Source organism: Microbacterium sp. SORGH_AS_1204 (assembly GCF_030818935.1).
Taxonomy (GTDB): Bacteria; Actinomycetota; Actinomycetes; order Actinomycetales; family Microbacteriaceae; genus Microbacterium.
The window spans coordinates 1,561,659-1,578,556 of record NZ_JAUTBD010000001.1 but is presented as its reverse complement, the minus strand read 5'-3'; the positions used below and the strand labels follow the sequence as shown (position 1 = coordinate 1,578,556).

Below are 16,898 nucleotides of genomic sequence, written 5' to 3'. Positions count from 1 at the left end.
CAGCCGAGGGCGTCACTGCCCGTCGAGGATGCGGCGGATCTTCTCCAGCCGGGCGGACACATCGCGCTCGGCGCCATGGTTCGTGGGCTCGTAATAGCGGCGTCCGCGCAGCTCGTCGGGCAGGTACTGCTGCGCGACGATGCCGATCTCGCTGTCGTGCGCGTACTTGTAGCCCCTGCCGTGGCCGAGCCGCTTGGCACCGGGATAGTGCGCGTCGCGCAGGTGCATCGGCACGCGCCCGAAGCCGCCCGCGCGCACGTCGGCGATGGCGGCGTTGATGGCGTTGTAGGCGGCGTTCGACTTGGCGGTGGTGGCGAGGTAGACGGTGGCCTCGGCCAGCGGGATGCGCCCCTCCGGCATACCGATGAAGGCGACGGCGTCGGCGGCGGCCACGGCGATCTGCAGCGCCTGGGGGTCGGCCATGCCGATGTCTTCGGCCGCCGAGATCACCAGCCGCCGGGCGATGAAACGCGGGTCTTCGCCGGCCTCGATCATGCGCGCGAGGTAGTGGATCGCGGCATCGGGATCGGACCCCCGAACCGACTTGATGAATGCGCTGATGACGTCGTAGTGCTCATCGCCCTGACGGTCGTAGCGCAGCAGCGCGCGGTCGACGGCCTGGGCGATGTGGTCCTCGGTGATGACAGGAACCTCGGTGCCGTCGCCGGTGAACGGCCCCGGGTCGTGCGCGTCGTCTTCGTCTTCGTATTCGTCGTCGTCGACGCCCGGCACCGCCGCGCTCGCGTCGTCGCCCGCGACCGAGGCCGCCGCCTCGAGGGCGGTGAGTGCCCGACGAGCGTCGCCGGATGCCAGGCGCACGAGGGCGGCGCGCGCATCGTCGTCGAGCACGACGCGACCGGCGAGACCGCGGGGGTCGGTCACGGCCCGGTCCACCAGGGCGCCGAGGTCGTCGTCACCCAGGGGCCGCAGGGTGAGCAGCAGCGACCGCGAGAGCAGGGGCGAGATGACCGAGAACGATGGATTCTCGGTGGTGGCCGCGATCAGGACGACCCATCCGTTCTCGACACCCGGCAGCAGGGCATCTTGCTGGGCCTTGGTGAAGCGGTGGATCTCGTCGAGGAACAGGATGGTCGACTGCCCGTAGAGATCGCGCTGGGTCAGTGCTTCTTGCATGACCTCGCGCACGTCTTTGACGCCGGCGGTGATCGCCGACAGCTCCACGAACCGCCGCCCCGACGAACGCGCGATCGCCTGGGCCAGGGTCGTCTTGCCTGTGCCGGGCGGCCCCCACAGGATGACCGAGACGGCCGACCCGGATGACGACGAGTCGGTCGTGGCGAGCGTGACCAGCGGAGAGCCCGGCCGCAGCAGGTGCCCCTGACCGGCGACCTCGTCGAGGCTCACGGGGCGCATGCGCACGGCCAGCGGCGTCTGGCCCTGGAAGAGCGCGGAAGAAGCGGTCACCGGTCCAGGCTAACCGGGGCCCCCGACATCGGGTCGGCGCGGCCTCCGGCCTATCGCGGGCGAAGGACGGGGGCTTTGTAGGATCGAGTCGCCCGGACGGGCGGAGGAGGTCGATGTGGCGACGCGCGGGAGAGACCGGCAGACGCGAGAGCAGCGGGAACGCGCCCGCACCTATGCGGCGCGAGTGGAGCTGCACCAGCGGCAGTTCCGCCGCCGCACGCGCGACAACGTGACCGCCGTCGTGGTCGGACTGGTCGTCATCCTGGGTGCGGTCGGTGCGCAGACGGCGTACTTCGTCGCGGGTCCGGGAGCTCCCGAGCCCGTGCCGTCCACCACGCCCACCGCTCCCACGACCGACGCGCCCAGCACGCCGGCGACCGATGCACCGGCGACGCCGGCTCCGGATGCCACGGAGACGACGGCACCCTGATCCTGTGCCGGTGCGGCCGGTCGTACTAGGCTCGGAGGGTCCTTCTCCCCCAGGCGGTTCTGCCGCGATGAGGTGCTATCCGTGTCTTCCGCTTCCACCCCCGAGACCTCCGACCCGCGCGACGCCGCGACCGACGCCGAGGTCGACGCTCCTTCCACGATCGAGGCCGACGCCGGGGCCACCGGTCCCGACGCCGACCAGGCGACGACCGACGAATCGGCCGTCGAGGCCGCGTCCGTCACCGACGTAGACGTCGACGCCCCGTCCGAGGGTGGCACTTCCGCCGAGGAAGAACCCGCCGATGCCGGTGAGGCCGAGCCCGCGGCCGACACGGCACCCGACGCCGAGGCTCCCGCCGACGCGGAGAGCACGCCGGAGGCCGAGCCCGCGGCCGACGCCGAGCCCGCCTCGGGCGCGACGAGCGACGCCCCGCCCGCCCCCGCACAGCCGGCGGCCCGCCCCGGCCCGCGTCTGCCCGGACCACCCCCGGGCGCGACGGCATCCAAGACGACCACCCTGCCCTGGGGACGGGTCGACGACGACGGCACCGTGTCGGTCCGCGAGGGCGATGAGTGGCGCGAGGTCGGGCAGTACCCCGACGGCACCCCCGCCGAGGCGCTGGCGTACTACCAGCGCAAGTTCTCCGACCTGGCAGGCGAAGTCACGCTGCTCGAGACCCGTCACCGCCGCGGCGGCGCATCGGCATCCGATCTGCGCTCGACCGCGAAGGCCCTCCGCGGAAAGCTCGACGGTGCGGCCGCCGTGGGCGACCTCGCCGCGCTCATCGCCCGCGTCGACGCCCTGACCGCCGAGCTGGCGGAGGCCAGCGAGAGCGAAGCCGCCGCCGCCAAGCAGGCGAGCGAAGAGGCCGTGCGCGAGCGCACGGTCATCGTCGAAGAAGCCGAGGCGCTCGCCGCCCGCGACCCGCAGACGGTGCAGTGGAAGCAGATGACCGCCGACATGACGGCGCTGTTCGACCGGTGGCAGGCCCACCAGCAGAACGGCCCGCGCCTGTCGAAGTCGACCGCCCAGCAGCTGTGGCGCCGCTTCCGCGACGCACGCGCGACGGTCGACCGTCACCGTCGCGAGTTCTTCTCCTCCCTGGACGAGACGCACAAGGCCGCCCGCGAAGCCAAGACGCGTCTCGTCGAGCGCGCCGAGGCCCTCGCACCACGCGGTGAGGACGGGATCGGGGCGTACCGCGACTTGCTCGACGCCTGGAAGGCGTCGGGGCGTGCCGGCCGCAAGGTCGACGACGCGCTCTGGGCGCGGTTCAAGGCCGCCGGCGACGCCCTGTACGGGGCGCGCATCGAGCGCGAGTCCGCCGAGAACGAAGCGTCGAAAGAGAAGATCGAGCAGAAGCGCGCACTCCTCGACGAGGCTGCGCCGATCGTCGACGAGAAGAACCTCGCGACCGCCCGTCAGAAGCTCACCGCCATCCAGCGCCAGTGGGACGAGATCGGTCGCATCTTCCCGCGCGACAAGGAGCGGGCGCTCGACGACGAGCTGCGCAAGATCGAGCAGAGCGTGCGCACGCGCGAAGACGCCGACTGGAAGCGCAACGACCCCGAACAGAAGGCGCGCGCCAACGACATGACGCGCCAGCTGACCGATGCGATCGACAAGCTCGAGGCCGAGGTCGCCGAGGCCGAGGCGCGCGGCGACAAGCGCGCCGCGGCTCAGGCGCGGGAGGCGCTCGAGGCTCGCCGCACCTGGCTGCGCGCCCTCGGCGGCTGAGCGGGTTCTCCACAGGTCTGACGCTGCGGCGTCACGGGCGACATCGCCCCGCCACACTGGCGGGATGGTGTCGCCCTTCCTGTTCTTCGCCGACGAACGCCTCTCGCTCGCCGAGCTGTCGGCCGCGTGTCTCGACGGGCTGCTGGTCCCGCTGGGTGAGGGCTTCATGCCCGCCGACGCGGCCGAGACGCCCTGGATGCGCGCGCGCAGTCTGCGCCCCCTCCTGGGTGAACGCTGGGCGGCCGTGCGGCGCAGCGCCGCGTGGATCCATGGCGCGCTCGCTTCGGAGCCTTCACCGCACCATGTGCAGCGAGCCGGTGCGACGCGGGTGCGGACGCGTTCCGACGCCCGCACCGTGTACCACGACGTGCGCCTCGACCCGGGCGATGTCCGCCGGGTGGCCGGCGTGCACGTGACGACCCCGGAGCGGACGCTCGTCGACCTGGCGCGCTCCGACGACGACGTCGACCTCGCGCTCGCACGGTCGTGGGCCTCCACCGACCCGCTGACGAAGCGCGCCGCCGAGGCGTGGCTCGCGTGGCATCCGCGGTTTCCGCACGCGCGACGCGCGGGGGCTGTCCTTGGCGGCGAGACGGCGGCGATCGCGAACGGATGCCACGACCCCGGCGCCGCGACCACGGCGGGGTGCGACGCCGCAGGTGGCGGCGTCGACGCCCGTCACGCGTAGCGCACCGGGTGACCGCGGCGAAGATCGGTTCATGAGCCGTGCCCCGCCGGCACAGGGGCACACCCTCCGCCTCGCATGTGACGACCCCGTCAGGACGACGTGACGCGGTAGACGTCGTAGACGGCGTCGATGCGGCGGACGGCGTTCAGGACGCGGTCGAGGTGAACGGTGTCGCCCATCTCGAAGACGAACTTGCTGAGCGCCAGTCGGTCGTTCGTCGTCGAGACCGTGGCCGACAAGATATTCACGTGGTGCTCGCTGAGCACTCGCGTGACGTCGCTCAACAGGCCCGAGCGATCCAGCGCCTCGACCTGGATCTGCACGAGGAACACGCTCTTGGTGGTCGGCGCCCACTCGACGTCGATGAGACGGTCGGGCTCTTCTTTCAGCGCCTTGACGTTCGTGCAGTCGCCGCGGTGCACCGACACGCCGCTGCCGCGCGTGACGAATCCGACGATCTCGTCGCCGGGCACGGGAGTGCAGCACTTGGCGAGCTTGACGAGGATGTCGGGAGCTCCGCGCACGAGCACGCCGGAGTCGCCGCCGCGCGGGGCGCGACTGCGCCCGACGGGGATGTCGATCGGGCCGGTGTTGGTCTCTTCGACGCTGACGAGGGCGGTGACCTTCTCGATCACCGACTGCGTGGAGACGTGGCCTTCGCCGACCGCCGCGTACAGCGCCGAGACGTCCTCGTAGTGGAACAGTCGGGCCACCTCGGTGAAGGAGTCCTGGCTCATCAGCCGCTGCAGCGGCAGGTTCTGCCGGCGCATGGCGCGGGCGATGGAGTCCTTGCCCTGCTCGATGGCTTCTTCGCGACGCTCCTTCGTGAACCAGCCGCGGATCTTGTTGCGCGCACGCGTGCTCTTGACGAAGCCGAGCCAGTCCTGGCTCGGGCCGGCGTCGGGGTTCTTCGACGTGAACACCTCGACGACATCGCCGCTCTGCAGCGTGGACTCCAGCGGCACGAGACGACCGTTGACCTTGGCCCCCATCGTGCGGTGCCCGATCTCGGTGTGCACGGCGTAGGCGAAATCGACGGGCGTCGCCCCGGTGGGGAGCCCGACGACGCGTCCCTTCGGGGTGAAGACGTAGACCTCTTTGGCGCCGATCTCGAAGCGCAGCGAGTCGAGGAACTCCCCCGGGTCTGCGGTCTCTGCCTGCCAGTCGGAGATGTGGGCGATCCAGGCCATGTCGGCGTCGACGGCCTTGGCATCCGCCTTGCCGCCGGCCATCCGCTCTTTGTACTTCCAGTGCGCAGCGACGCCGAACTCGGCCTGCTGATGCATCTCGTGCGTGCGGATCTGGATCTCGACGGTGCGGCCACCGGGGCCGATGACCGTGGTGTGCAGCGACTGGTAGAGGTTGAACTTCGGGGTGGCGATGTAGTCCTTGAAGCGCCCCGGCAGCGGAGTCCACCGCGCGTGGATCGCCCCGAGCACCGCGTAGCAGTCACGGACGGTGCCCACGAGGATCCGGATGCCGATGAGGTCGTAGATGTCGTCGAATTCACGGCCGCGCACGACCATCTTCTGGTACACCGAGTACAGCTGCTTCGGCCGGCCCATGACGCGGCCCCGCACGCGCAGCTCACGAAGGTCGGCGTCGACCGCGTCGATGACGTTCTGCACGTACTGCTCGCGCTGCGGGGTGCGCTGCTTGACCAGACTCTCGATCTCGGCGTAGAGCTTGGGGTGCATCACCGCGAACGACAGGTCTTCGAGCTCGCTCTTGATGGCCTGGATGCCGAGGCGGTGAGCGAGGGGCGCGTAGATCTCGAGCGTCTCGGTGGCCTTCTTCGCGGCCTTGTGCGGCGGGACGAACCCCCACGTGCGCGCGTTGTGCAGACGGTCGGCGAGTTTGATGAGCAGGACGCGGATGTCTTTCGACATCGCCACGATCATCTTGCGCACGGTCTCGGCCTGAGCGCTGTCTCCGTACTTGACCCGGTCGAGCTTCGTGACGCCGTCGACGAGCATGGCGACTTCGTCACCGAAATCGGCGGCCAACTCGTCGAGCGGGTAGCCGGTGTCTTCGACCGTGTCGTGCAGCAGGGCGGCGGCGATGGCCTTCGGACCCAGACCGAGCTCGGCGAGGATCTGAGCGACCGCGAGCGGGTGCGTGATGTAGGGCTCGCCGCTCTGACGCTTCTGTCCGTCGTGCGCCTTGTCGGCGACGGCGTAGGCGCGCTCGATGATCGCGAGGTCACCCTTGGGGTGGTGCGTGCGGACGGTGCGCAGCAGCTTGTCGACGTCGTCGCGGCGCGCGGCGCGCGAGAAGATGCGCGGAACGAGGCGGCGCAGCGAGGACGGCGGCGGCGCAGCGGAAGCGGTCTCGGTCATCTCCACCCCTCCCTGTGGCCGGTCGGTCAAGTCTATGCCCAGACAGGTGGGGCCCCGGCTCACGCCGGGGCCCCACCTGTCATCACGTCGCTCCTGGTCAGGCCGGGACGCCTGCCTTCTCACGCGCGGCGAGCACGCGCGCATCGCGCTGCGCGACGGGCTGCTCCTTCTCGCGCAGCAGCGCGTACATCGGCACGGCGACGAACAGCGTGGAGTAGGCCGCGACGATCGTTCCGACGAAGATCGACAGCGAGATGTCGCTCAGCGTCCGGGCGCCGAGGGGCACACCGATGAAGAGGATCGCGCCGACCGGCAGGATCGCGACCACGGTGGTGTTGATCGAGCGGATGAGGGTCTGGTTGGCGGCGAGGTTGACCGACTCGGCGAAGGTGCGGCCCGAGATCTCGCCGTCTTCTCTGGTGTTCTCGCGCACCTTGTCGAAGACGACGGTGGTGTCGTAGAGCGCGTACGAGAGGATCGTGAGGAAGCCGATGACGGCCGCCGGTGAGATCTCGAACCCGAACACGGCGTACACGCCGATGGTGATGACGAGCACGTCGACGAGGCCGATGATGGCTGCGACCGACATCTTCCACGTGCGGAAGTAGATGGCCAGGATGAGGAAGGTCAACGCCAGGAAGATCGACAGACCCCACAGCGACTGCCGGGTGACGTCGTTGCCCCAGGTCGGGCCGATGAACGAGTTCGTGATCTCCGACGTCGGAACGTCGTAGGCGGTGGCGAGGGCGGCCGAGACGGCCTGCGCCTCGTCGTTGTCGAGCTGGTCGGTCTGGACACGCACGGCCTGGTCGTTGATCGTCGAGACGCGCGTGGTGGCACCCGGGAGCACGGACGCGACGGCGTCGGTCGCGAGGGACTGATCGAGCGACGCCGGGTTCGACACCGTGAACTGCGCGCCACCGGTGAACTCGATGGAGAACTGCACGGGGCGGAACAGCGGCACGAGGGCCGCACCGATGACGAGCACCGCGGCGATGATGAACCACAGGCGACGACGCTGCACGAACGGGAAGGAGGTCTTGCCCGAGTAGAGGTCGTTGCCGAGCTGCGACATGGAGCGCATCAGTTGTCTCCCTCCTTCGTGGAGCGGCTATCGCCGCGGCCGGCGGCGGCGAGCTCCGCCTGCTTGCGTTCCGCGATGGTCTGACGGCGCTGCGCCTCCCCGCGGGAGCGCTGCACGCGCGGAGCGTCCACGACCGGCGCCCGGAACTGCGCGCGACCACGGTAGACGGCGCCCAGTGCGGTCGGGTCCATACCCGAGAGCGGGTGCCCGGAGCCGAAGAAGCGCGTGCGGGCGAGCAGCTGCATGACCGGGTGGGTGAACAGGACGAAGATCAGGATGTCGATCGCGGTCGTGAGGCCCAGCGTGAAGGCGAAGCCCTTCACCGTGGCATCCGCGAGGATGTACAGCACGACGGCGGCCAGGATGTTGATCGACTTCGAGATGTAGATCGTGCGCTTCGCGCGGGCCCAGCCGTCTTCGACGGCCGCGGTGATCGACTTGCCGTCGCGCAGCTCGTCTCGGATGCGTTCGAAGTAGACGATGAACGAGTCGGCGGTGAAGCCGATCGTCACGATCAGACCTGCGACACCGGCGAGCGAGAGGCGGAAGCCGGCCCGCCACGCCAGGATGCACAGCGCGACGTACGTCAGGACCGCCATCACGCCGAGCGAGGCGATGATCACGGTGCCCAGGGCGCGGTAGACGATCAGCGAGTAGATCGCGACGAGACCGAGACCGATCAGACCCGCGATGAAGCCGATCTGCAGCTGCTGCGAACCGAGGGTGGCCGAGACGGTGTCGGAGCTGACGACCGTAAAGCTGAGCGGCAGCGCGCCGTACTTCAGCTGGTCGGCGAGGGCCTTCGACGACTCCTGGGTGAAGCTGCCGGTGATGCTCGGGCGACCGTCGAGGATGGTGCCCTGCATGACGGGGGCCGACAGCACCGAGCCGTCGAGCACGAAGGCGAACTGGTTCAGCGGCGCCTGAAGCGCGACGAGGCGCTGGCTGATCTCGCCGAACTTCTGGGTGCCCTGGTCGTTGAAGACGAGGTTGACGGCCCAGCGGCCCGTGTTCTGCTCCTGGCCGTTGGTGGCGTCGGAGATGTCGGTGCCGTTGAGCTCGACGGGGCCGAGGATGTACTTCTGTCCGTCCTCGATACCGCACGTGATCATCGGCTGATCCGCGGGCGCCTCGGAGGGGTTGGACGGCGGGTTGGCGCAGTCGTAGGCGAGGAACTGCGCCTGGAGCGCCGGCGTGATGTACGCGGGGTCGCTCGCATTGGTCGGCGAGGCGGTCGGTGTCGCCGGCAGCGCGGGGTCCGGCGTCGGATACGGCGTGGAGTTGCCGTCCGCGCCGACGAACGAGGTGGCCTGCGCGCCCGTGAAGAGCACCGGGCGCAGTTGCAGCTGCGCCGAGCTCTGGATGCGCTCACGCGTGGCCTCATCGGCCTGACCGGGGATCTGCACGACGATGTTGCGACCGCCCTCGGTCGCCACATCGGTCTCGCCCACGCCGGACGCGTCGACGCGCTGGCGGATGATCGTGACGGCCTGCTGCAGCTGTTCGCTGTCGGGCGCGGCACCGTCGGTGGTCTGGGCCTGGAGGATGATCTGCGTCCCGCCCTGGAGGTCGAGGGCGAGATCGGGGGTCCAGGAACTGGCGTTGAAGACGTGCACGCCCAGGGCGTTGATACCGAAGAGCACGCCGGTGATGGCGAGCAATCCGGTCAACACGCGCCAGGCATGACGGACAGGGGTAGAGGGCGCCACGAAGTCGGCTTTCTGTGCGGCGGTGAACGGAAAGAGGGGGGCGATCAGACCGCAGGGCGGTCTTTGTCGTCGCGCTCCGGGTCGACGGCGCGCTGACGGGCCGCACGCTGGTCGTCGCTGATCGAGCTGGTGTCGCCGTCGGCGACGCCGGCGACGTACTCGGCCTCGGCCTCTTCGGCGTCGATGAACTCGTCTTCGGTGACGACTCCTTCGGCCGGGTCGACGATGCGCAGAATGGCCTGGCTGTGCACCTTGATGACGGTGCCGGGGGCGATCTCGACCAGGGCGGGCTTGTCGAGGTCTTCGCCGTCGTACTCCACGATGGTGCCGTAGAGGCCACCCTGCAGCAGCACCTCGGCGCCGGGAACGGTCTCGCGGGCCTTCTTCTCCTGCTCGGCCTTCTGCTTCTTCATGCGGCGGCGCGAGCTCACGAACATGAAGACGAGCAGACCGGCCAGCAGAATCAGAAGGGGGAAGCTATCCATGGAGGCGGTGCACCTTTCAGATCAGGCGCGCCGTGCGGCACTGCCTTGCGAGGGTCGGGGAATCCCCCGCCGAGTATAGGTCATACGCCCTGGCTGAACCGGAGAAGGCCGTCGGGGTGGGGCGCACCGAGGTGGTCGTAGGCCTCGGGCGTGGCGACGCGACCGCGCGGCGTACGACCCATGAATCCGATGCGCACGAGGTACGGCTCCACGACGGACTCGATGGTCTCGGCCTCCTCGCCCACCGTGACGGCGAGGGTGCTGAGGCCGACCGGTCCCCCACGGAACCGGCGCACGAGGGCGTCGAGCACCGCCCGGTCCAGACGGTCGAGACCGATGGCATCGACGTCGTAGAGATCGAGCGCGGCGTTGACCGTGCGGACATCGGCGTGACCGTCGTCGGCACCCGCCGAGGGGCCGTGGACGACGAGATAGTCGCGGACGCGGCGCAGGAGGCGGTTGGCGATTCGCGGCGTCCCGCGCGACCGTCGCGCGATCTCGGAACGCGCCGCGGCAGGCAGTCCCACGTCGAGCATCGATGCCGAACGCGACACGACCTGCTCGAGCTCTTCCGGCTCGTAGTACTCGAGGTGGGCGGTGAAGCCGAAGCGATCGCGAAGGGGATTGGGCAGCAGTCCCGCGCGTGTCGTGGCGCCCACGAGGGTGAACGGGGCCAGGTCGAGGGGGATGCTGGTGGCGCCTGCGCCCTTGCCCACCATGATGTCGATGCGGAAGTCTTCCATGGCGAGGTACAGCATCTCTTCGGCGGAACGCGCCATGCGGTGGATCTCGTCGATGAACAGCACCTCACCCGGCGTGAGCGACGACAGCAGAGCAGCCAGATCACCCGCGTGCTGAATGGCCGGACCGCTCGAGAGGCGCAGGGGACGGCCACTCTCGTGCGCGACGATCATCGCGAGCGTGGTCTTGCCGAGGCCGGGAGGGCCGGACAGAAGAATGTGGTCGGGCGAGCGCTGCTGGATGCGCGCGGCGTCGAGCAGCAGCTGAAGCTGGCCGCGCACCTTGTGCTGTCCGACGAATTCGGCGAGCGAGACGGGGCGCAGAGCCCCTTCGATCGCGAGTTCGGTCTCGTCGTCGGGCGTACCGGCGTCGCGGACGTCAGCCACCCACGGTCTCCTTGCGTGCGGGACCGAGCAGGGCCAGCGTCAGGCGCAGCAGCGCCTGCACCGACGCGCGGTCGGCGTCGGAGGCGTTCTCGGCGACGGATGCCACGGCCTCGGCCGCGGTGCGCTCGGTCCACCCGAGGCCGACGAGGGCCTGCGTCACCTGCAGCGGCACCTGCCCGTGCGCGGCGACGGCCGCCGGGGCGGCGGCGGGGACGACGGCGAGCTTGCCGGCGAGCTGCACGACGATGAGCTTCGCCGTCTTCGGGCCGATGCCCGACACCCGGCGGAACGGAGCGTCGTCGTCGTCGGCCACGGCCTGGGCGATCTGCGGCACCGTGAGCGACGAGAGCACCCCGAGCGCGGACTTCGGCCCGACGCCGGTCACGCTGATGAGCTGCGTGAACACGGTCAGCTCTTCACGGCTCTCGAACCCGTAGAGCGACAGGGCGTCTTCGCGAACGATGAGGTTCGTGTGCAGGTGCACCTCCGACCCCGCGTGCACGGTGCGCGCCATCTGCGCGGTCACGGCGACGGAGAAGCCGACGCCCCCCACCACGACCACCAGCGAATCGTCGGCGACGTGGGCCGCCGTGCCGTGCAGCGAAGAGATCATGCGGCCAGCTTACGCGCCCGTTCGTACATGCGTTCGAGCGACACGTGGCTGTGGAGAACGCCGCTTCTCGGCATCCCTCCACGCGCGCTGGGCGGGCGTCAGCGCCGAATCGGACGATGCCGGAGCCGCTCCCCCGCGCCAGGCGTGACACAGCGCGATCGCGAGGGCGTCGGCGGCATCCGCGGGCTGCGGCAGCGCGTCCAGGCGCAGGACCCGGGCGACCATGGTCTGCACCTGGAGTTTGTCCGCCGATCCGTAGCCGGTGATGGCGGCCTTGACCTCGCTGGGCGTGTGCGTGGCCGCGGGGATGCCGTGCTCGGCGGCGAGCAGCAGGGCGATGCCGCTCGCCTGCGCGGTTCCCATGACCGAGTGCCGATTGTTCTGCGCGAACACCCGCTCGACGGCGACGACCATCGGGTCGTGTTCCTGCAGCACGGAGCGGATGCCGGCGGCGATGGCCGCCAGACGCTTCTCGATCGGATCCGACGTCTCCGACCGCACGACGCCGACGTGCACGAGCGAGGCCGTGCGGTTCGGCGAGACGTCGACGACGCCGATGCCGCACCGCGTCAGGCCCGGGTCGATGCCGAGAACGCGCAGAGAACGGGACACGGCCCCCACGCTATGCGCAGGGGCCGTGTCGTCGTGAAGGGCGCGCCCTTACTCGTCGTTCTCGAGCTCGGCCTGCACCTCGGGGGTGAGGTCGAAGTTCGTGTAGACGTTCTGCACGTCGTCGCTGTCTTCCAGTGCGTCGATGAGGCGGAACACCTTGCGGGCGGTGTCGGCGTCGACCTCGATCTTCAGCGAGGGGACGAACTCGACGTCGGCGGAGTCGTACTCGATGCCGGCATCCTGAAGCGCGCTGCGGACCGAGACCAGGTCGCTCGCCTCGGTGATGACGCCGAAGCCCTCACCGTGGGGCTCGACCTCTTCGGCGCCCGCCTCGAGGACGGCGAGCATGACGTCGTCTTCGCTGGTGCCCTCGGCGGGGACCACGATGACGCCCTTGCGGCTGAAGTTGTACGCGACGCTGCCGGGGTCGGCGAGCGTGCCGCCGTTACGACTGAGGGCGGTGCGCACCTCGGCCGCCGCCCGGTTCTTGTTGTCGGTCAGACACTCGATGAGGAAAGCGACACCGTTGGGGCCGTAGCCCTCGTACATGATCGAGGCGTACTCGACCGCTTCGCCGCCGATACCGGCTCCGCGCTTGATGGCACGGTCGATGTTGTCTTTGGGGACCGAGGTCTTCTTGGCCTTGAGCACGGCGTCGAAGAGGGTCGGGTTGCCCTGCAGGTCGGCGCCGCCGAGCTTGGCCGCGACCTCGATGTTCTTGATGAGCTTGGCCCACGACTTGGCGCGGCGGGCGTCGACGACCGCCTTCTTGTGCTTGGTCGTGGCCCATTTGGAGTGTCCGGACATAGCTTCCAGTCTAGAACGCGGGCGCGTCTGCGCCGCTCCGCGCGTGCACACGGGCCAGGAAGCGCTGGTGGAAGCGCGTCTCGCCGGTCGATTCGGGGTGGAACGCCGTGCCGAGCAGCGCGCCCTGCTCGATGGCGACGACGCGCCCATCGGGGAGGGATGCCAGGGGCTCGGCATCCGGACCCCACTCCACCACCGCGGGAGCGCGGATGAAGACGGCGTGCACGGGCGGGTCGCCGAGGGCGGGGACGTCGAGGTCGGTCTCGAACGAGGCCGTCTGGCTCCCGAACACGTTGCGGGCGACGCGCGCATCGAGGCCGCCGAAGGTCTGCTGGCCCGCGATGGCGCCGTCGATGCGGTCGGCAAGCAGGATGAGGCCGGCACACGTGCCGTACATCGGCATGCCGTCGGCGATCGCGGCGCGGATGGGGTCGAACAGGCCGAAGGCGCGGGCGAGCTTGTCGATGACGCTCGACTCGCCGCCGGGGAGGACGAGGCCCTGCACGGCGGCGAGCTCCTCGCGCCGACGCACGGGTCGTGCGTCGGCGCCGAGGGCGGTCAGCACCGCGAGGTGCTCGCGCACGTCGCCCTGCAGGGCGAGCACGCCGACGCGCGGTTTACCAGCCACGCTCGGCGAGGCGGTGCGGGGCGGGGAGGTCGGCGACGTTGATGCCCACCATCGCCTCGCCGAGCCCGCGCGAGGCCTCGGCGACGACCTTGGGGTCGTCGTGGAAGGTGGTTGCCTTCACGATCGCCGCGGCGCGCTGGGCGGGGTTGCCCGACTTGAAGATGCCCGAGCCCACGAAGACGCCGTCGGCGCCGAGCTGCATCATCATGGCGGCGTCGGCGGGGGTTGCGACCCCTCCCGCGGTGAAGAGCACGACAGGGAGCGTGCCGGTCTCGGCGATCTCGACGACGAGGTCGTAGGGCGCCTGCAGTTCTTTCGCGGCGACGTAGAGCTCGTCCTTGGTCTTGGCGCGCAGGGCGTTGATCTCACCGCGGATGGTGCGGATGTGCTTGGTCGCCTCCGACACGTCGCCGGTGCCCGCCTCGCCCTTGGAACGGATCATCGCCGCTCCCTCGGTGATACGGCGGAGCGCTTCGCCGAGGTTGGTGGCGCCGCACACGAACGGGACGGTGAAGTCGTACTTGTCGATGTGGTTGACGTAGTCGGCGGGCGAGAGCACCTCGGATTCGTCGATGTAGTCGACACCGAGCTCCTGCAGGATCTGCGCCTCGACGAAGTGGCCGATGCGGGCCTTGGCCATGACGGGGATCGACACCGACGCGATGATGTCGTCGATGAGGTCGGGGTCGCTCATGCGGGCGACGCCGCCCTGGGCCCGGATGTCGGCGGGCACGCGCTCCAGCGCCATGACGGCGACGGCGCCGGCGTCTTCGGCGATGCGAGCCTGCTCGGCGGTGACCACGTCCATGATCACGCCGCCCTTGAGCATCTCGGCGAGGCCGCGCTTGACGCGGGCGGTTCCGGTGTCGGTCATGTCCACTCCATTCCGCGCCCGGCGGCGCGACGTTCCGCGCTTCGGGGCGCGATTCATTTGGCTTAGGCCAAACCGTAGCATGGCTGAGGACATAAGCTGGGAGCACGCGAGAGGGGGCGTATGAGCATCGACATGACCGGCAACTCGGCATCCGGTATCGCCTCCGCGTTGCGCACCCGCATCGAACGCGGCGAACTCGCTCCCGGAACGCTTCTGCCCTCGGTGCGCGCCGTGGCCGTCGACCTCGGCGTCAACCGCAACACCGTCGTCGCCGCCTACCGACAGCTCGCGCAGGCGGGTCTGGTCGAGACGCGCGGGCGCGGCGGCACGCGAGTGGCCGATCGCGCGGCGGTCGCGCAAGAGGGGTACGCGCCCGACACCGTGCTGCGCGACGTGGGCACGGGCAACCCCGACCCCGCCCGCATCCCCGACCCCACCGCCGCGCTCGCCCGTTCGGCGCGGCCGGTCCTGTACGGCGAGCCCGTCATCGACCCCGGTCTCGAAGCGTGGGCGCGGGCGTGGATGACGGATCAGCTCCCCCACGACGACGTGCGCATCACCGTCACCAGCGGCGCCAGCGATGCGATCGAGCGACTGCTCGCTCAGGCCCTCCAACGCGACGACGCGGTCGCACTCGAGGACCCCTGCTTCCTCTCGGCGCTGCACACCGTGCGCACCGGCGGCTACCGCGCCGTCCCGGTAGACGTGGACACCGAGGGCATGACGGTCGACGGCCTCCGCGCCGCCCTCGAGGCGGGGGTGCGGGCCGTGATCTGCACACCGCGCGCGCACAACCCCACGGGCGCGAGCTTGAGCGAGCGACGTGCCGCCGCTCTTCGCGCGGTCCTCGCCGAGCACCCGTACGTGCTCGTCATCGAAGACGACCACTTCTCGCTGCTGTCCCGGTCACCGTTGCATTCGGTCATCGGCCCGACGCAGAAGCGCTGGGCGCGCATCCGGTCGATGTCGAAATTCCTCGGACCCGACACCTGCCTCGCCGTCACGGCATCCGATCCCGACACCGCCGACGGGCTCGCCGTGCGCCTGACCCCCGGTACCACGTGGGTCAGTCACATCCTGCAGCGCCTCACGCTCGCGCTCGTCACCGACGACGAGGTGCGCGCCGACATCGAGAGGGCGGCCGTGCACTACGCCGCGCGCAACGCCGCCTTCGCCCGGAGCCTCACGGAGCGGGGACTGCCCACCACCCCGGGCGACGGACTCAACCTGTGGGTGCCGCTGCCGGTGCCGGCGGCGTCCGTGCGCGACGACCTCATGCGCCGCGGCTGGCTGGTGCGCGAGGGCGATCCGTTCTTCCTCTCCCCCGCCCCCGCCGGCGATTTCCTGCGCCTCACCGTGCACGACCTCGACGAGGCGTCCGCGGCGGCCCTCGCCGACGACATCGCCGCCGCCGCGGGGACGCGTCGCCCGGGCTCGCGAGGTGGAAGGATCGAGGCATGAAGGTTCTCTCGATCCAGTCCGCCGTGGCGTACGGGCATGTCGGCAACTCCGCCGCCGTCTTCCCCCTCCAACGTATCGGCGTCGAGGTTCTGCCCGTCTACACGGTCAACTTCTCCAACCACACCGGCTACGGCGCGTGGCGCGGCCCGCTGATCTCGCCCGACGACGTGGCCGCCGTCATCGCCGGTATCGAGGATCGCGGGGTGTTCCCCGAGATCGACGTGGTGCTCTCGGGGTACCAGGGCGGCGAGGGCATCGCCGACGTCATCATCGACACCGTTGCGCGGGTGAAGAAGGCGAACCCGGATGCCGTGTACGCCTGCGACCCCGTCATGGGCAATGCCAAGTCGGGCTGCTTCGTCGCGCCGGCCATCCCCGAGCTGCTGCGCGAGCGGGTCGTGCCGGTCGCGGACATCCTCACCCCCAACCAGTTCGAACTCGGCTTCCTGACGGGCACGGAGCCCGGCAGCATCGAATCCACCCTGGAATCGGCGGATGCTCTCCGCGCCCGCGGCCCCCGCACAATACTCGCCACAAGCGTCGAGCGCCCCGACCGCGAGCCCGACACCATCGAGATGATGGTCGTCGACGACGCCGGCGCGTGGATCGTTCAGACCCCGCTCATCCCCATGAAGGCCAACGGCTCGGGCGACGTGACCGCCGCCCTCTTCACGGCGCACTACCGCCGCAGCGGCGGTGACGCCGCCGACGCGTTGGCTCGCACGGCATCCAGTGTGTTCGACCTGCTCAGCAACACGTACGAGGCGGGCTCGCGCGAGCTCCGCCTCATCGAGTCGCAGGAGGCCTACGCCCACCCTCGACTGCAGTTCTCGGTGCGCCAGGTGCGCTGACACGGCGACGCCGGTCGCGCCGACCCGC

Annotated in this window: 16 protein-coding genes; 5 read left to right on the top strand and 11 right to left on the bottom strand. The window is 70.2% G+C overall.

Going from position 1 to position 16,898, the window contains the following annotated elements; all coding sequences use genetic code 11:
* Window positions 1–12: 12 nt before the first annotated feature.
* On the bottom strand, window positions 13–1,425 hold the full coding sequence (locus QE410_RS07200) for a replication-associated recombination protein A (RefSeq protein ID WP_307329852.1): 1,413 nt from the start codon (window positions 1,423–1,425) through the stop codon (window positions 13–15).
* 115 nt (window positions 1,426–1,540) lie between these two features.
* Between QE410_RS07200 and QE410_RS07195 the strand changes: the two genes are divergently transcribed.
* From QE410_RS07195 to QE410_RS07185, 3 genes are all read left to right on the top strand, one after another.
* Window positions 1,541–1,855: a dioxygenase gene (locus QE410_RS07195; protein WP_307329849.1), complete on the top strand. Its 315-nt coding sequence runs from the start codon at window positions 1,541–1,543 to the stop codon at window positions 1,853–1,855.
* An 81-nt stretch (window positions 1,856–1,936) separates the two neighbouring features.
* Window positions 1,937–3,592, top strand: coding sequence for a DUF349 domain-containing protein (locus QE410_RS07190; protein ID WP_373459326.1), 1,656 nt, complete (start codon window positions 1,937–1,939; stop codon window positions 3,590–3,592).
* A 64-nt stretch (window positions 3,593–3,656) separates the two neighbouring features.
* Complete coding sequence (locus QE410_RS07185) at window positions 3,657–4,280, top strand: hypothetical protein (protein WP_307329845.1); 624 nt, start codon at window positions 3,657–3,659, stop codon at window positions 4,278–4,280.
* Window positions 4,281–4,369: 89 nt separating this feature from the next.
* Here QE410_RS07185 and QE410_RS07180 read toward each other — a convergent pair whose 3' ends face one another.
* The 10 genes from QE410_RS07180 to pdxS form a co-directional block, all read right to left on the bottom strand.
* Window positions 4,370–6,619 carry a bifunctional (p)ppGpp synthetase/guanosine-3',5'-bis(diphosphate) 3'-pyrophosphohydrolase gene (locus QE410_RS07180; RefSeq protein ID WP_307329842.1) on the bottom strand — a complete coding sequence of 750 codons (2,250 nt, stop codon included), beginning with the start codon at window positions 6,617–6,619 and terminating at the stop codon, window positions 4,370–4,372.
* 97 nt (window positions 6,620–6,716) lie between these two features.
* Window positions 6,717–7,703, bottom strand: a complete 987-nt coding sequence (gene secF, locus QE410_RS07175; RefSeq protein WP_307329839.1) for a protein translocase subunit SecF — start codon at window positions 7,701–7,703, stop codon at window positions 6,717–6,719.
* Window positions 7,703–9,412, bottom strand: a complete 1,710-nt coding sequence (secD, locus tag QE410_RS07170; RefSeq protein ID WP_307329836.1) for a protein translocase subunit SecD — start codon at window positions 9,410–9,412, stop codon at window positions 7,703–7,705. The genes secF and secD overlap by 1 nt, the downstream gene beginning before the upstream one ends.
* Window positions 9,413–9,456: 44 nt before the next feature.
* Window positions 9,457–9,897 (bottom strand): preprotein translocase subunit YajC, encoded by a 441-nt coding sequence (locus QE410_RS07165; RefSeq protein ID WP_307329833.1) that lies wholly within the window; start codon window positions 9,895–9,897, stop codon window positions 9,457–9,459.
* 80 nt (window positions 9,898–9,977) lie between these two features.
* A complete protein-coding gene (ruvB, locus tag QE410_RS07160; protein ID WP_307329830.1) occupies window positions 9,978–11,024 on the bottom strand; it encodes a Holliday junction branch migration DNA helicase RuvB in 1,047 nt (348 codons plus the stop codon).
* The gene (gene ruvA, locus QE410_RS07155) at window positions 11,017–11,637 is read right to left on the bottom strand and encodes a Holliday junction branch migration protein RuvA (protein ID WP_307329827.1); all 621 of its coding nucleotides are present in this window, start codon (window positions 11,635–11,637) and stop codon (window positions 11,017–11,019) included. The genes ruvB and ruvA overlap by 8 nt, the downstream gene beginning before the upstream one ends.
* Before the next feature lie 9 nt (window positions 11,638–11,646).
* On the bottom strand, window positions 11,647–12,249 hold the full coding sequence (ruvC, locus tag QE410_RS07150; protein WP_307329823.1) for a crossover junction endodeoxyribonuclease RuvC: 603 nt from the start codon (window positions 12,247–12,249) through the stop codon (window positions 11,647–11,649).
* A 48-nt stretch (window positions 12,250–12,297) separates the two neighbouring features.
* On the bottom strand, window positions 12,298–13,056 hold the full coding sequence (locus QE410_RS07145) for a YebC/PmpR family DNA-binding transcriptional regulator (protein ID WP_307329820.1): 759 nt from the start codon (window positions 13,054–13,056) through the stop codon (window positions 12,298–12,300).
* 10 nt (window positions 13,057–13,066) lie between these two features.
* Window positions 13,067–13,684, bottom strand: coding sequence for a pyridoxal 5'-phosphate synthase glutaminase subunit PdxT (pdxT, locus tag QE410_RS07140; protein WP_307329817.1), 618 nt, complete (start codon window positions 13,682–13,684; stop codon window positions 13,067–13,069).
* Window positions 13,674–14,558: a pyridoxal 5'-phosphate synthase lyase subunit PdxS gene (gene pdxS, locus QE410_RS07135; RefSeq protein WP_307329814.1), complete on the bottom strand. Its 885-nt coding sequence runs from the start codon at window positions 14,556–14,558 to the stop codon at window positions 13,674–13,676. Before pdxS ends, pdxT begins: the two co-directional genes overlap by 11 nt.
* Window positions 14,559–14,678: 120 nt before the next feature.
* Here pdxS and QE410_RS07130 point away from each other — a divergent pair, with 120 nt between their 5' ends.
* On the top strand, window positions 14,679–16,019 hold the full coding sequence (locus tag QE410_RS07130; protein ID WP_307329810.1) for an aminotransferase class I/II-fold pyridoxal phosphate-dependent enzyme: 1,341 nt from the start codon (window positions 14,679–14,681) through the stop codon (window positions 16,017–16,019).
* A complete protein-coding gene (gene pdxY / locus QE410_RS07125) occupies window positions 16,016–16,870 on the top strand; it encodes a pyridoxal kinase PdxY (RefSeq protein ID WP_307329807.1) in 855 nt (284 codons plus the stop codon). The genes QE410_RS07130 and pdxY overlap by 4 nt, the downstream gene beginning before the upstream one ends.
* Window positions 16,871–16,898 lie beyond the last annotated feature (28 nt).